The sequence below is a fragment of the Lysobacter daejeonensis GH1-9 genome, from assembly GCF_000768355.1.
In the GTDB taxonomy this organism is placed as follows: domain Bacteria; phylum Pseudomonadota; class Gammaproteobacteria; order Xanthomonadales; family Xanthomonadaceae; genus Aerolutibacter; species Aerolutibacter daejeonensis.
On sequence record NZ_AVPU01000005.1, the window covers coordinates 131,309 to 145,919 of the forward strand.

The window sequence follows — 14,611 nt, forward strand, 5'->3', positions numbered from 1 at the left end:
TTGTGTCTGGCGGAGAGGGAGGGATTCGAACCCTCGGTACGCTATAAACGTACGCCTGATTTCGAGTCAGGTACATTCAACCACTCTGCCACCTCTCCGGGTGCAGTGAGCCGGGAATGATACGGGGCATTCGGTGCTTCGGCAAGCCCGGGCGTGGCGGCGCTACACTGTTGCCCTTTCCCCTGAACGAATGGCGGCGTCATGTCCGAAATCCTGGTCCCGGTGTCCTTTGGCGAACTGCTCGACAAGATCGCGATCCTGCAGATCAAGAGCGAGCGCATGTCCGATGAGGCCAAGCTGGCCAACGTCCGCAACGAGCTGACGGCGTTGGAGAAGACCTGGATGGCACATCCGGCGGCTGGCCACGACATCGCCAAGTTGCGCGCCGACCTGAAGGCGGTGAACGAGCGCCTGTGGGTGATCGAGGACGACATCCGCATCAAGGAAAAGGCGCAGGCCTTCGACGACGAGTTCGTGCGCCTGGCGCGCAGCGTCTACTTCGAGAACGACGAGCGGGCGCGGATCAAGAAGGAAATCAACCTGGCTCTGGGGTCGAGCTATGTCGAGGAGAAGTCGTACGAGGATTACAAGTCGGGGGCTGCGGCGCCCTGATTTCTTGGTTTCCGAGGCGGGAGCCAGCCTGCGCAGGCATTGCTCCAGCCCTCCGTCGCGGCGCCCTGCCGCGAGTCGGGCCGCCGGCCATCCATGGCCGGCTTTTGCGCAATACCTGCGCAGGCCGACTCCCTTGCGCAGCGGAATCGGCGTTCCAGGCTGCTGAACTGTCGATGCGATGACGCGCCGGCCCCGTTCGAGGTCAGCGCGCGCAATCCGCCACGTAGCGCTCGAAGGCGGCGATGGCGTCTTCGACGGTCACCAGGTCCATCACGCCCTCGTGCTCGATCTTGGTGCCCCACTTGAGCTCGGCCGCCGGCCTGCCCCGGTACTTGCGCGCGGCATCGTCGTAACGGTCCACGCAGTAGCGGCGCGTGGTGTATGGGCCGCTGCGCTCGGGGTTGCTGGCCGCGTGCAGGCCCAGCACCCGGGTGCCCATCGCGTTGGCGATGTGCATCGGCCCCGAGTCGGGCGTCATCAGCAGGTCGGCGCGCTGCAATAGTGCCGGCAACTGCTTCAGGGTGTCCTTGCCCACCAGGTCCAGTGCCGCGCCTTGCATGGCGGCGAGGATGGCATCGGCGGTCTGGCGTTCCAGCTCGCTCCGGCCGCCGCACAGCACCACCCGCCAACCGCGGGCGATGGCGTGGTCGGCCACGGCGGCGTAACGCTCGGCGCGCCAGTTGCGCAGCACGTGGCTGGAGCACGGCGAGACCATCAGGGTGCGGCGGCCGTCGTCCGGCCATTGCGCCTTCGCCCATTCGAACGCGTCCGCCGGCACCGGCAGGTCCCAGCGCACCTCGGTCTGGCGCAGGCCCAGTGGCTCGCAGAAGCTGCCCAGTGCATCGAGGACGTGGATGCCCGGTCGGTCGGGGATGCGCTCGTCGATGAAAAGGCCATGCAGGTCCTTGGAGCGTGACTTGTCATAGCCGATCCGCCGACGGGCCGGAATGAAGGCCGACAGCAGGTTGGCGCGCGCGGCCACCTGCATCTGCAGCAACACGTCGAAGCGACGGCCTGTGAGCTGCCGCCGCAGTGTGCGCATGCCGGCCAGGCCGGACTTCTTGTCGTATTCGACGAACTCCACGCCCTCCAGTCCCACCAGCAGGCGATGCTCGCCCTTGCCGATCACCCAGGTGATGGCGACATGGGGCCAGGCGGTGCGCAGCGTGCGCACCAGCGGCACGACATGGGTGACGTCGCCCAACGCCGACAGGCGCAGGATGCAGATCGAGGCAGGTGCAGATGCGGCGTGAATTGTTAGACTCCAAAAGATATGACGGGCTACGACGCCGCAGAAGGATTGGTTCCGTTCCGCGAGGACAGCGGGTACGGCGCGATTCTGTTCGACACCACACGGGTGCGGCAAGCCGCGCCGGAGTGGTTTTCGCCACAGCATTGGGGCACGCGCGCGCGCCCGGTGGAAAGTGGCGGACGCGGCGGAGCGTGGTTCATCGATGCCCCTTTCGGTCCGGTCCTGCTTCGACGCTACCTGCGTGGCGGCGTCGCCGCCAACTTCAGCCGGGATCGCTACTGGTGGCGCGGCGCCGCGACCACGCGCAGCTTCGCGGAATTCCGCCTGACCCGCGCGGTGGCCGCGCGCGGCGTGCCCGTGCCGCGGCCGGTGGCAGCCTATTACCGCCGCGAAGGCCTGTTCTACACCGCGGCGATCCTGCTGGACCGGCTGGAAGACGTGCGTTCGCTGGCCGATCGCGCCGCCGTCGCGGGTGATGGGGCTCCGTGGGAGGAGGCCGGACGGCTGATCGCGCGCAGCCACCGCGCCGGCCTCGACCATGCCGACCTCAACGCCCACAACCTGCTGTTCGACCCTGGTGGTAATGGATGGGTGATCGATCTCGACCGTGGGCAGTTGCGCATCCCGGCCACCGGCTGGCGCCGCGGCAACCTGCAACGCCTGCATCGCTCGCTGATGAAGCTGCGTGGACAACGCTCCGAGGAAGAGGTGGAGCGCGACTTCCAGCGCCTGCGCAGCGCCTATGACATGGCATGGAGCCGGGGTACCTGATGGGCTGGCATCTGCGGTTGCACGGCGTGGGCAATGCCTCGGCGGTCGAGCTCGGCTCGGCCATGTCCACCATCGAGTGCGACGGAGTGCCGTGGCTGACCATCGACTGTGGCGCCGAAGGCCTGACCGCATTCCTTGGGCGTTACGGCCATGCACCGCGCGCGTTGTTCATCACCCACACGCACCTGGACCATGTGGCCGGTTTCGAGCGGCTGTTCGTGGAGAGCTTCTTCAACCCGTCGTTGCGCGGCAAGGTGCGGGTGTACGTGCCCGCCCCGCTGGTGCCGCTGCTGCACCAGCGCGTGGGCGATTACCCCAATGCGCTGGCCGAAGGCGGCGCCAATTTCTGGGATGCGTTCCAGGTGGTGCCGGTGGGCGCGGCGTTCTGGCATGACGGCGTGCGGCTGGAGGTGTTCCCGGCGCGCCACCATTGGCCGGACACGGCGTTCGGCTTGCGGCTCAAGGGCAGCGTGGTGTGGACCGGTGATACGCGGCCGATCCCCGAGGTATTGGCGCGCGTCGCCGATGATGGCGAGCTGATCGCGCATGATTGCGCGCTGCATGGCAACCCGTCGCACAGCGGAATCGAGGACCTGGAGCGCGAATACCCGGCGACCTTGTTGTCGCGGTGCATCCTGTACCACTACGCCAGCCGTGAAGAAGGTGAAGTGCTGGCCGCGCGCGGCTACCGTGTCGCGCATCCGGATGATTGCCTGCCCCTGGCCGAGCCTACGGCCATGCGAGCCGAGCCGGTCTGACTGGCGCCGGGCGCGTGGGGGGCTGAAAAGGCGGTAGCCCCGCCGGCTGGCCTCGGCACCCGCGTCAGTCGATACCGTTGCTGCCTTCCGGCCCTGGCGGGGTTTTCGACCTAGCGTCGCGAGGGGCCGACGGGGCCACCATAGGCGACTGCGGGGCTTCGCTTTGGCAGGCGGGCGCACGGGCGCTGCCTGATGGGCGGGACTCGCATTCAAGAATCTGGCGGAGAGAGGGGGATTCGAACCCCCGAAGCGCGGTTTAGACGCTTACACACTTTCCAGGCGTGCTCCTTCAACCACTCGGACACCTCTCCGGGTCCCGGGGCCACGGCGCACGGCTGCGGCCTCGGGGTCGCAAAGTCTAGCCTTCGCGGGGCTTGCGGACAAGTCGACGCGGTGGATGCGATGCGCCGTGGCACAATGTCGACGAGTCCGATCACCCGGTCCTCCGCGCCGCGCTCCCCGCTGCGCCACGGCCCGCCGCACTGCAAAGGATCCGATGTCCTACCTCGTCCTCGCCCGCAAATGGCGCCCCAAGCGCTTCGCCGAACTGGTCGGGCAGGAGCACGTGGTGCGTGCGCTGACCAATGCGCTGGAGACCGGCCGCGTCCACCACGCCTTCCTGTTCACCGGTACCCGCGGGGTGGGCAAGACCACCATCGCGCGCATCTTCGCCAAGTCGCTGAACTGCGAGCAGGGCACGTCGTCCGACCCGTGTGGCGTGTGCGCCACCTGCCTGGACATCGATGCCGGCCGCTTCTTCGACCTGATCGAGATCGACGCCGCGTCCAACACCGGCGTGGACGACGTGCGCGAGGTGATCGAGAACGCGCAGTACATGCCCAGCCGCGGCCGGGTGAAGGTCTACCTGATCGACGAAGTGCACATGCTGTCGAAGGCGGCTTTCAATGCGCTACTGAAGACGCTGGAGGAGCCGCCGGGGCACGTGAAGTTCCTGCTGGCCACCACCGATCCGCAGAAGCTGCCGGTCACCGTGCTGTCGCGCTGCCTGCAGTTCAATCTCAAGCGGTTGGACGAGGCGCAGATCACCGGGCAGATGAACAGGATCCTGGAGGCCGAAGGCATTGCGGTTGAGCCGGGCGCCATCCGCCTGCTCAGCAAGGCCGCCGACGGCAGCCTGCGCGACGGTCTGTCGCTGCTGGACCAGGCGATTGCCTACACCGGCGCCAACAGCGGCGGCGGGCAACTGGCGGAAAGTGGCGTGGCGACCATGCTGGGCTCGGTGGACCGTACGCGCGTGGGGGCGCTGCTGGCGGCACTGGCCGATGGCAATGGCGAGGCGCTGCTGGCCGAAGTGGCGGCATTGGCCGATTTTTCCCCCGACTGGGGCACGGTGCTGGATGCGCTGAGCGACGCCATGCACCGGATCCAGGTGCGCCAGCTGGTGCCAACCGCGCCGGTGGAAAGCGACGGCGTGGACATCGATGGCCTGGCCGCACGCATCCGTGCCGAAGTGATCCAGCTCTGGTACCAGATGGCGCTCAACGGACGTCGTGACCTGCCGATGGCACCAAGCCCGCGCGCGGGCTTCGAGATGACCCTGCTGCGGATGCTGGCATTCCGGCCGGCGGACGGTGGCGGCGGTGCTCGGGCCGCGCAGGTGGAAGGCGACGCCACGCGGGGTAGCGCGCAAGCGGGCGTCGCCGCGAGCGCGGCGGCATCGCGGCCTTCAGCCGAGGCCGCCCTGCGCGAGAGCGAGGGCCTGCCGAAGAGCCCAGTCCAGGGCAAGAGCGAGGCCCAGCCCGTAGTGCAGGCGGAAGCCCGTGTTGTACGCCCCACCGGGCCGGCACCTTCAACCCCGCAGGCGAGGCCGGCGGACGACGACGTGCCGCCATGGGCCGAGGATGCCCCGATGGGCGCCCCGACACCCACGCCGATGGCCGTCGCCGCAGTGGCGGTTGGCACGTCACCCATCGTGGTAGAGCGCAACCAGCCGCCGCGCGCCGTCGTTTCCAACAATCCCATTTCCGCTGTGCCGGAACCGGTGCCCGTGGCAGCCCCGTCCAGCACCGCCCTTGCCGACGCCGACCTGGGCGCCAGCATTGCCGATGCGGACGAATGGCACGCGTTTGTCGCGGCCAGTGACCTCAAGGGCCCCGCGCGCCTGCTGGCCGAGCATGCGGTTTTCGGCGGCTACGCTGACGGTGTGCTGACCCTGGCATTGCCGGAGGCCGACCAGCACCTGGGCGTCCCCAACCTGGTCAAGCTGGTGGCCGAAGCGTTGGTGCCCCGGCTTGGCAGCGCGCCACAGATACGCTTCACCACGGCCGCTCCCGGCGAATCCATCCGCGAGCGCAACGACCGCGCGCGTGACGAACGGCAGGCCGCGGCCGAAACCACTTTCATGGACAACGCCGACGTGCAGCGCCTGATCGCGCAGTACGGCGCGCGCGTCGTCCCCGACTCCATCCGCCCCCTGGAAGACTGAAACATGCGTGGAAACATCGCCCAACTGATGCAGCAGGCGCAGCGAATGCAGGAAAACGTGCAGCGCGCGCAGGAAGAACTGGCCAAGATCGAAGTGACCGGCAACGCCGGCGGCGGCATGGTCAGCGTGACCCTGACCGGTCGCATGGAGTGCCGCAAGGTGCGCATCGACCCGAGCGTGATGAGCGACGCCGAAATGGCCGAGGACCTGATCGCCGCCGCATTCAACGATGCGGTCAACAAGGTCAACGCCGAGTCGCAGTCGAAGATGTCCGCTGCCACGGCCGGCATGCCGCTGCCGCCCGGCATGAAGATGCCGTTCTGATCGGGCCGGGTGGCGTCGCGGAGCGGGTACGCCCGCCTCGCGCGCGCCCGTGTCGCCTGCAATGAGCACTTCGCTGCTTGAACAACTGATCGACGCGTTCCGCGTGCTGCCCGGTGTCGGACAGAAGTCAGCGCAGCGCATGGCCTACCACGTGCTCGAACGCGAGCGCGAGGGTGGCCAGCGTCTGGCCGACACGCTGGCCCAGGCCATCGAGCGGATCGGCCACTGCAAGCGTTGCCGTGACTTCAGCGAGACCGAGGTCTGCGCAACCTGTGCCAGCGCCTCGCGCGATGCGCACCAGCTGTGCATCGTCGAGTCGCCGGCCGATCGCCTTGCCATAGAACAGGCCACTGGCTACCGCGGCCTGTACTTCGTGCTGCAGGGCCGTCTGTCGCCATTGGATGGCATCGGCCCGCGCGAGCTGGGGCTGGATGCGTTGTCCACACGCCTGGCCGAAGGCGAGGTGCAGGAGCTGATCATCGCCACCAACCCGACGGTGGAAGGCGAGGCGACGGCGCATTACCTGGCGCAACTGGCACGGCAGCATCAGGTGCGCCCCAGTCGGCTGGCCCATGGCGTGCCGTTGGGCGGCGAGCTGGAATACGTGGACCGCGGAACCCTGTCGCATGCCTTTGGCAGTCGCAGCGAAATGCCGGACTGAGCGAGCCGCCGCGTGCGGGAGTGCCTCGCGGGTCGCCCTTGCGACGCGGCAACCCCAGAACCCTGGACCCTTTGAGGATGCATCGATGAGCGACGACACCATCTTCCACAAGATCATCCGCCGCGAGATCCCGGCCACCATCGTCTACGAGGACGAGTACCTGATCGCGTTCCGCGACATCGCGCCGCAGGCGCCGGTGCACGTACTGTTCGTGCCCAAGGTGGCGGTGCCCACCCTCAACGACCTGCAGCCTTCGCAGGCCGAGGTGCTGGGGCGGCTGGCGATCGCGGCGGCGGATTACGCCAAGCGCGAAGGGTTTGCCGAGGACGGCTACCGCATCGTGATGAACTGCAATGGCGACGCGGGGCAGACCGTGTTCCAGATCCACCTGCACCTGCTGGCGGGCGCGCCGCTGGGACGTTTCGGCACACCGCACTGACGCCGGTTGGTCTTGCTTCCGATACGACGACGCCCGGCCAGGCCGGGCGTCACGTGTTCTACCGGTGCGAGGTCACCACCAGCCCCACCAGGGCCACGGCGCCGGGTACTGCACCACATCCACGTGTTCGCGGATGGGCCACAGGTAGACCACGTCGGCCTCCACCACCGGGAAGCGGTAGTCGTACTCACCGATCTTGCGCGACTCGTAACCGCTGATACGGCCGGCAAACGTGACCTCGCGGTTGGGCTCGAAGAGCGCCGGATCATAGAACCCGTTGCGGCAGGCGATGAAGCGGCCGCCCGTGTCGTCGCTGGAGGCCAGAGGCCGCGCGGTACTGCCCAGTCGGGTGGAGATCATCTGGAAGCAGGTGCGGTTGCTCTGCGGCTCGACCTCGACCACACGCCCGCCCCAGCGCACCACGGCACCGGTGCGGTCGGTGGCAACGGCATCCTGCGGGCTGATTTCGGCGAAGACACCCTGCAAGGGCTGTGGTTGCGAGACACACGCCGCCAGCACGGTGGCGCTGCCCACGGCAAGGACAAAGGAACGGAGCTTCATGTGCGTTCTCCTGGTGGTCGTGGACGGTGGGCCTGGAGTGCACGGACCAGTTCCTGTCGCTCGCGCGAGGCCGTTCGCCCGGTTCGAGGCCCAGCGTAGCGCCAATTACTGAAACGCAGGCTGAGTTCCGCGAGGTCGGCCGTCAGGTCCGGACGGTCGTTTGCCACCCGGTGTACCCAGTCGTCGGCGGTCTCATAGGGTTCCCGGCCCAGGCCCACTCGGCGGTAGCGCCGGTTCAGCCGATGCCAAGCCCGCAACACAGGATCGGTTTCGGGCGGGCCACGCGTGCTCAACCACAGCATCCAAAGCAGGGCGAGCCCGGCGGTCATGCCAAACAGTGCAATCAACCCCCGGGTGCCGAGTCGCTCCAGGCCCAACGGCTTGAGCAGGTCCTGCTGGCGGGTGGCATTGAAGCCAAGCACGAAATCGTTCCAGCCGCGGCGCAGCCAGTCGGTGACATTCAGCAGCGGCGTCATGCCGCCCGCTGCTCCGAACAGGCCGGCACCGGGCGCGCGGTCGGCCAGCGTGTCGTAGATGCGCTCGGGCGCCACCGCCGCGGTCGGATCCACCCGCACCCAGCCGCGCTCCGGCAGCCAGACTTCCGCCCAGGCGTGGGCGTCGGAGCGACGCACCAGCCAATAGTCGCCATAAGGATTGCGATAACCGCCCGCGTAACCGGTGACCACGCGTGCCGGAACGCCTGCGCCGCGCATCAGCACCACGAACGCGGAGCTGAAATGCTCGCAGAAACCCTGTTGGTAATCGAACAGGAATTCATCGACCGCGTGCCGTCCGGGGAGCGGGGTGTCGAGCGTGTAGGCGAATTCAGCGCGGATCCAGGTCAACGCGCGTTGCACGATGGCACCGTCGTTGGCGCCCGCTTCGAGGCGCCACTGGCGGGCGAGGGCGAGGGTGCGCGGGTTGTAGCCGGCCGGTAGTTCCAAGGCGACTTGTCGCAGGGTCTGGGGCAGCCGCGGCTCATAGCGCCGGGGCGCTGCGGATTGCATCCGCCAGCGCCCCAGGGACGTCTGCGGACGCTCTGCCCAGAGGCCGTGATCGATGGAGAGCCTCGTGCCTTGCGGGGCCGCCAGCGGCAGATCCAGCGCCACCAACTGCCGGCGGTCGGTGGGCTCGATCTCCACCTCATAGTCCCAGCGAGTGTCCGCCGGTTCGGTGTCGGCCACCGGCAGGTTGCGGAACCAGCGAGGCTGGGTCCAGCTGCGACCGTCGAAATGCCACAACACCGGGCCACGCCAGTACATCTCCTCCTGGCGCGGCGTGGCGCCGAAGAAGCGCGCACGCAACGCTGGCGTGTCGTCGTTCATCAGGTCGACCCATTCGCCGGGCGTCATGGTGTCCGACAGCCCGGGGCGGGCGAGTGCGCGCTCGGGCACGCCCCACAGCGGGGTCGCCATGCGTGGGAACAGCCAGAACGCGGCCAAAGTCAGCGGTACGCCCATCGCCAGCAAGCGACCGATCGCGGGCAGGCGTTGGCGCAATGGAACGGCATGTGCGTCGCCCGCCTCCACATCGGCAAAACGTTGCAGTGCCCCCAGCGAGATCAAGGTGGCGACCAGCCCCAATGCGAGGCTGAGCGGCCCTTGGTCCAACAGGAATGTCGCGAACGGCGCGAAGAGGGCGAAGCCGACCAGGCTGCGGGCATCACGCAAGGTGGCGGTTTCGGACGGCTTGATCGCCAACATCGCGGCGAGCAACGCACAACCGGTGTCGCGACCAAACGAGAACCGGGTGAGCACCAGCACGGTGCCGACCAGCGATACCGCCAACAGCAGGCGGATCAGTCCATGTGCCGGTTGCCGCCACGCCAGCGCGGCCACCGCGGTGGCACATGCCGCTATCGTGCCACCGAGGGTGCCCGGCAACTGGAGCAGCATCGGCACCAGGGACGCGGCCCCGGCAGCAAAGGCCCAGTGGCGGCTGGTCGGGTCCAGCGTCGGCGGGGGGCGGTGCGAATCAGCCATGTGGCATCAGCGCGAGTGCGCGCAGGCAGGCGTGGCGATGATGGGGGCCGTGTGCAGGCCCCAGGATCGGTTGCCCCGGCAGCGCCAGGAAGTAGCGACGGCCGGCACGTTCCGCCTCGTCGACCCAGCGGGCCAGCCGTGCAATGCGTTGCTCATATGGCAGCGCGCGCAATGAGCGCCAATCCAGGGCGATTTCCGCCCCCTGCGGCTGCTCGTACTCGCGCACGATGAGCTGGTCCCGTCGCGCCGAAGGTTTCCAGGCAATCGCGCGTCGTGCGTCGCCCGGGCGATAGGCGCGCAGATGGTGCACATCCTCGCCTGCGGGCTGCAGGCGGCTGTCGGCGCGATCGCCGCGACCTTCCGGCAGGGGTGGGCCGGCGGCTTCGGGGGCGGGATACACCAACAGCGGCGACTCGGGCCAGACATACGCCCAAGCCCTGGCCAACCCCAAGGGCCGGGTCGTGGCGACGGTCAAGCGCGGTACGTCCAGCCAGCCTCGCTGCTGGGTAGGCAGGGAGAGGTCGGCTTCGCCGCGTCCCTGATCCAGATGCAGGACCGTCGTGGGAACAGGAGCCTGGGCGAACGCCACCTGCAGCCCTCGGCGCGCACGGTCAACAGCTGCCTTGGCATGGACCCGCACGGACATGGGCTGGCCGGCGGCGACGGCTTCAGCTTCCACTGCCACGATCTCCAGTCCGGTCAGTTGCAAGTGCGCCGCCACGAGGCTGGCCAACCCGGTGCCGGCCAGCAGCAGCGCGAGCAGGAGCGCCGGATTGTTGTTGTAGTTCAGCGCGCCCAGCAGCATGGCCAGCAACAGGACCGCGTAGAAGAGTCCGAAGCGCGTGGGCAGCACGTACACGCGATGGCGGTCCAGCCGGGCAGGCAGCGATTCGGGATGACGCGGGCGTGCCAGCGCCGCGGCCCGGTTGCGCAGGGATGCCCGCCAGGCGGCCGTCATCGGGATCAGTCGACGGGGACCGAATGAAGGATCGACTTGGCAATCGCCGCCGGATCGCCGGCATCGGCGTCGACGGTGAGACGGTGTGCCGCGACCGCACCGAACAGGGCCTGCACATCGTCGGGCAGCACATGCTGACGGCCAAGCAGCAACGCGTACGCACGCGACGCACGCAGCAGCGCGATGCCGGCGCGCGGCGAGAGCCCCACGCGCACCCCGGGGTGGCGGCGGCTTCGGGCCAGCAGCGCCTGGACGTAGCCGATCAGTGCGTCGCTGGCGTGCACGGCCGTCACTGCCGCGCGGGCCGCCAGCACCTCGTCTGCTCCCAGTTGCGGCAGGCTGCGGGTGATCAGGTCCCGGCGGTCGCTGCCGGCCAGCAAATCGCGCTCGGCGGTTTCGCTGGGGTAACCCAGCGCGAGTCGTAGCAGGAAGCGGTCCAGCTGAGAATCCGGGAGCGGGTATGTGCCGGACAGATCGACAGGATTCTGCGTGGCAATGACGAAAAAGGGCGCCGGCAGCGCATGGCTGACACCGTCGACGGTCACCTGATGCTCGGCCATTGCTTCCAGCAATGCGCTCTGGGTCCGCGGCGGGGCACGGTTGATCTCATCGGCCAGCAGCACCTGGGTGAATACCGGGCCGGGATGGAATTCGAAACGCCTTGCCTGCGGGTCGAACACCGACACCCCCACCACGTCGGCCGGCAGCAGATCGGAGGTGAACTGCACCCGCTGGAACTCCAGTCCCAGCGTGGCTGCCAGCGCGTGGGCCAGCGTCGTCTTGCCCAGGCCGGGCAGGTCCTCGATCAGCAAGTGGCCGTCTGACAGCAGCGCAACGAAGGCCAGGCGCACCTCATGAGGCTTGCCCAGCACCAACTGATTTACCTGCGCCTGGGCGCGATCGAGGGCTTGGCGCAGGCCATCAGGTAGCATGCTCGCGCTCGAAGGGGACGCTGCCATGTGGTTCTCCCGTATTCAGCCTGAGTGTAAGAGGTCTTGCTCCGATGTTGGATGTGCGGCGGTCACGCCTGGCGTTCCTTGCGCTGTTCGCAGCGGTGTTGCTGGCCAAGCTGCTGGTCGCGGCGCGCTTGCCGCTGTTCGTGGACGAGGCCTTCTACTGGCAGGAAGGGCAGCACCTTGCGGCCGCCTATTCGGACTTGCCGGGGCTCACCGCCTGGCTTGCACGACTGGGTGTTGAAGTGGGAGGAGGCGGGCTGTTGGGCCTGCGCTGGCCGTTCCTGCTGATGGCTGCGGCCGTGCCGTTGCTGATGGTGGTGCTGGCCAAGCGGGAATTCGGCGCGGCAGTCGGGTGGCAGGCCGGCAGCCTGGCGCTGTTGTTGCCGCTGTCCGGCACGCTCGGACTGCTCGCTTTGCCGGACGTGGCGCTGGCGTTGGCGACGGTGCTGTGCGTGGATGCCGGTACGCGCCTGCTGCGGCGTGCCGAAGCAGGCGCGGCGTTCGAACTGGCGCTGGGCCTGGGCATTGGCGCATTGACCCACTACCGTTTCGTCGCCGTGATCGGCGTGGGCTTCGTTGCCCTGTTGCTGCTGCCCGAAGGGCGGCGCGCCTTGCGCAGCGCATGGACGTGGGCGGCGATCACGTGCGGTGCGACCGCCTGGATGCCATTGGTTGTATGGAACCTGGCCAACGCCGATGCGGGCCTGCGCTTCCAACTCGTCGACCGGCACCCGTGGGCCTTCCATGCCGACGGGCTGTGGTTCGTTGCCATCCAAGCCCTGCTCGCCACGCCCTTGCTGTTGGCGGCAATGCTGACTGCGTCGCGACGCGGGGCGGCGGCTTCGCGGCCGGCAGTGCGCTACCTCGCGTGGAGTGGGGGACTGCTGGTGCTGGGCTTCTTCCTGCTGGGCTTTGTCGCCGACAACGAACGCGTGAGTTTCCACTGGCCGCTGCCGGGCTACCTGGCCTTGCTGCCGCTGGTGCCCGCGACGCTCGCTGCGTGGTCGCCGACCTTGCGTCGACTGGCGTGGGGGTTGGCGGGCCTCGGCTTTGCAGCGGTACTGGGCTATTACGCTTCCGTTTCCGTGCCCGCGTTTCGTGCCCGCAGCGCCGATACCAAGTGGTATCCCGAGAACTTCGCTGGCTGGGACGTGCTGGCGCGCGTGGTGCAGGAAGAACTAGCGACCCTGCCGGCCGGTACGCGCCTGCTTGCCGACAATTTCAAGATCGGCGCTGAGCTCGGGTACGTGATGGGCGACCCTGCCATTCCCGTACTCGACCATCCACTCAACCACCATCATGGCCGCGCACCGCAATTGCGGCTCTGGGGCCTGCATCGCGATGCCCAGTACGCCCCCGGCGACGGGTCGACCTTGCTCGTGGTGGCCGCCACCGACGTGCCCTACCGGCAATTGCTGGAGCGCTACCACGCACTGTGCGGAATGGTCGGTCCATTGCCGGCCGCGCGCGTCGTGAATGTCGATCACGGACGCCGACGGTTCCTGCTGTTCCGACTGCAGGGCAGGGGCGCCGGGCCATGCACTGCGCCTGGGTTGGCTTGGCTGGACACACCTGAAGCCGGTGCGGTGATCGGGCGGCACGTGGACCTCAAGGGCTGGGCCTTCAAGGACGGGGTCGGCCTGTCACGCGTGGAAGTGCTGCTCGACGGCCGCCCCGTGGGTGATGTCGAGTACGGTCTTCGCGACACCGGCGTTGCCGCGTACTGGAAGATATCCACCGATCCGTCGCACCCGCAGGTGGGTCTGGGCGGTAACATCGATCTCGGGGCTGTCGCCCCGGGCCGGCATTGGCTGGGCCTGCGCTTGCACGGCCGGGATGGTAGCGTGGAAGATTGGGCGGAACAGCCGGTGCATGTGCGCTGAGCACGCGAGTCACCGGCAGGCGGGTCAGGGCACCTGGTAGCCTGCGCCGCGCAGCAAGCGGGCCGTGGCGATCATGGGCAGGCCGATGAGGGCGGTCGGATCGGAGGATTCGATCGCGTCGAACAGGCCAATGCCGAGTCCCTCCGATTTGAAGCTGCCGGCGCAGTCGAACGGCTGTTCGGCGTCGACGTAGCGCTCGATCTCCGCCGCAGACAGCACGCGGAATCGGACCGTGGTGGTGTCCAGTTCGGTCTGTGCGGCGCCGTTGGGGGTGACCAGGCACAGTCCGGTCCGGAACCGCACCTCCCGTCCCGACATGTCGGCCAGTTGGGCCATGGCCGCCGCGCGGTGATGGGGCTTGCCCAGCGGGCGGCCATCCAGCTCGGCCACCTGGTCAGAGCCGATCACGCACGCGCCCGGGTGCAGCTTTGCCACCGCGCGTGCCTTGGCCTCGGACAGGCGCAAGGCCAGTTCGGCTGGCGCCTCGCCGGGCATGGGGCTCTCATCGGCCTCGGGGCGGGCGGTGCCGAACGGCAGGCGCAGGCGGGCCAGCAGCTCGCGCCGGTAGACCGAGGTGGAAGCAAGGATCAGCGGGGCCATGGAAGCCTCAGTGCGTCGGAGTGCGGGCCTGGTCGATGCGGGAAAGTTGCTGGTCGATGCGGTCGCGGGCGGCATCGATGGAGGCCCGGACCTCGGCCAGCCGTTCCAGGGATGCCTCCTGGCCGTGGTCGCGGAGCCACATGCGCTGGCGCAGCATCTCGCGCATGGCGTCGCGAACGGGATCCTGGGCCTCGTCGCCGGTGACCGCCGCGATCTCGGCGCGTGCGGTCCGTAGCCGCGCTTCCAGCGCATCGGCGGCATCCAGCAGCTCGCGGACGGCCCGCTGGCGCGGTGTGGCGCCACGGCGCAGGTAGGCCAGCAGGCCCACGGCCACGGCGGCAAGGCAGAGCAGGATCAGTGCGGTGGTCACGGTGCGGGCGGGAAAGGACGGCCCCGCAGTCTGAACCG

The 14,611-nt window shown here is 68.6% G+C and carries 15 protein-coding genes, 2 tRNA genes and 1 other RNA gene; 8 read left to right on the forward strand and 10 right to left on the reverse strand.

All coding sequences use genetic code 11. From position 1 onward, the window contains the following. Positions 1 to 7 precede the first annotated feature (7 nt). A tRNA-Ser gene (locus N800_RS04625) sits at positions 8 to 98 on the reverse strand. 103 nt (positions 99 to 201) lie between these two features. On the opposite strand from N800_RS04625, the gene N800_RS04630 reads away from it, so the two are divergent. Continuing rightward, on the forward strand, positions 202 to 612 hold the full coding sequence (locus N800_RS04630; protein ID WP_036135347.1) for a DUF6165 family protein: 411 nt from the start codon (positions 202 to 204) through the stop codon (positions 610 to 612). Positions 613 to 814: 202 nt separating this feature from the next. Here the strand turns inward: N800_RS04630 and N800_RS04635 are convergent, their stop codons facing one another. Then, the gene (locus N800_RS04635; protein WP_036135472.1) at positions 815 to 1,840 is read right to left on the reverse strand and encodes a glycosyltransferase family 9 protein; all 1,026 of its coding nucleotides are present in this window, start codon (positions 1,838 to 1,840) and stop codon (positions 815 to 817) included. Positions 1,841 to 1,885: 45 nt separating this feature from the next. On the opposite strand from N800_RS04635, the gene N800_RS04640 reads away from it, so the two are divergent. Together N800_RS04640 and N800_RS04645 are read left to right on the forward strand one after the other, a co-directional pair. After that, positions 1,886 to 2,635, forward strand: coding sequence for a 3-deoxy-D-manno-octulosonic acid kinase (locus N800_RS04640; RefSeq protein WP_036135475.1), 750 nt, complete (start codon positions 1,886 to 1,888; stop codon positions 2,633 to 2,635). After that, positions 2,635 to 3,393, forward strand: a complete 759-nt coding sequence (locus tag N800_RS04645; protein WP_036135477.1) for an MBL fold metallo-hydrolase — start codon at positions 2,635 to 2,637, stop codon at positions 3,391 to 3,393. Before N800_RS04640 ends, N800_RS04645 begins: the two co-directional genes overlap by 1 nt. A 36-nt stretch (positions 3,394 to 3,429) precedes the next feature. Here the strand turns inward: N800_RS04645 and ffs are convergent. Next, positions 3,430 to 3,526, reverse strand: an RNA gene (ffs, locus tag N800_RS15570) — signal recognition particle sRNA small type. Between the two features lie 85 nt (positions 3,527 to 3,611). Beyond that, positions 3,612 to 3,704, reverse strand: a tRNA-Ser gene (locus N800_RS04650). Between the two features lie 185 nt (positions 3,705 to 3,889). Here N800_RS04650 and dnaX point away from each other — a divergent pair. From dnaX to N800_RS04670, 4 genes are all read left to right on the forward strand, one after another. After that, on the forward strand, positions 3,890 to 5,839 hold the full coding sequence (gene dnaX / locus N800_RS04655) for a DNA polymerase III subunit gamma/tau (RefSeq protein ID WP_036135348.1): 1,950 nt from the start codon (positions 3,890 to 3,892) through the stop codon (positions 5,837 to 5,839). A gap of 3 nt (positions 5,840 to 5,842) precedes the next feature. Beyond that, on the forward strand, positions 5,843 to 6,163 hold the full coding sequence (locus N800_RS04660) for a YbaB/EbfC family nucleoid-associated protein (RefSeq protein ID WP_036135350.1): 321 nt from the start codon (positions 5,843 to 5,845) through the stop codon (positions 6,161 to 6,163). Between the two features lie 61 nt (positions 6,164 to 6,224). Beyond that, on the forward strand, positions 6,225 to 6,824 hold the full coding sequence (gene recR / locus N800_RS04665; protein ID WP_036135351.1) for a recombination mediator RecR: 600 nt from the start codon (positions 6,225 to 6,227) through the stop codon (positions 6,822 to 6,824). 85 nt (positions 6,825 to 6,909) lie between these two features. Continuing rightward, entirely contained in the window at positions 6,910 to 7,263 is a 354-nt protein-coding gene (locus N800_RS04670; RefSeq protein ID WP_036135353.1) for a histidine triad nucleotide-binding protein, read from the forward strand. Positions 7,264 to 7,335: 72 nt separating this feature from the next. On the opposite strand, the gene N800_RS04675 is transcribed toward N800_RS04670, so the two are convergent. From N800_RS04675 to N800_RS04690, 4 genes are read right to left on the reverse strand one after another with little or no spacing between them, the layout of a single operon-like run. Next, complete coding sequence (locus N800_RS04675) at positions 7,336 to 7,824, reverse strand: Slp family lipoprotein (protein ID WP_036135354.1); 489 nt, start codon at positions 7,822 to 7,824, stop codon at positions 7,336 to 7,338. Beyond that, positions 7,821 to 9,806 carry a transglutaminase TgpA family protein gene (locus tag N800_RS04680; RefSeq protein ID WP_036135356.1) on the reverse strand — a complete coding sequence of 662 codons (1,986 nt, stop codon included), beginning with the start codon at positions 9,804 to 9,806 and terminating at the stop codon, positions 7,821 to 7,823. The genes N800_RS04675 and N800_RS04680 overlap by 4 nt, the downstream gene beginning before the upstream one ends. Then, positions 9,799 to 10,764 carry a DUF58 domain-containing protein gene (locus N800_RS04685; protein ID WP_036135358.1) on the reverse strand — a complete coding sequence of 322 codons (966 nt, stop codon included), beginning with the start codon at positions 10,762 to 10,764 and terminating at the stop codon, positions 9,799 to 9,801. The genes N800_RS04680 and N800_RS04685 overlap by 8 nt, the downstream gene beginning before the upstream one ends. A gap of 5 nt (positions 10,765 to 10,769) precedes the next feature. Further along, positions 10,770 to 11,723, reverse strand: a complete 954-nt coding sequence (locus tag N800_RS04690) for an AAA family ATPase (protein ID WP_036135361.1) — start codon at positions 11,721 to 11,723, stop codon at positions 10,770 to 10,772. 44 nt (positions 11,724 to 11,767) lie between these two features. On the opposite strand from N800_RS04690, the gene N800_RS04695 reads away from it, so the two are divergent. Next, positions 11,768 to 13,603: an ArnT family glycosyltransferase gene (locus tag N800_RS04695; RefSeq protein WP_036135362.1), complete on the forward strand. Its 1,836-nt coding sequence runs from the start codon at positions 11,768 to 11,770 to the stop codon at positions 13,601 to 13,603. A gap of 24 nt (positions 13,604 to 13,627) precedes the next feature. Here the strand turns inward: N800_RS04695 and N800_RS04700 are convergent, their stop codons facing one another. Further along, complete coding sequence (locus tag N800_RS04700; RefSeq protein ID WP_036135363.1) at positions 13,628 to 14,203, reverse strand: Maf family protein; 576 nt, start codon at positions 14,201 to 14,203, stop codon at positions 13,628 to 13,630. A gap of 7 nt (positions 14,204 to 14,210) precedes the next feature. Next, positions 14,211 to 14,573, reverse strand: coding sequence for a hypothetical protein (locus N800_RS04705; RefSeq protein WP_036135364.1), 363 nt, complete (start codon positions 14,571 to 14,573; stop codon positions 14,211 to 14,213). Between the last annotated feature and the right edge of the window lie 38 nt (positions 14,574 to 14,611).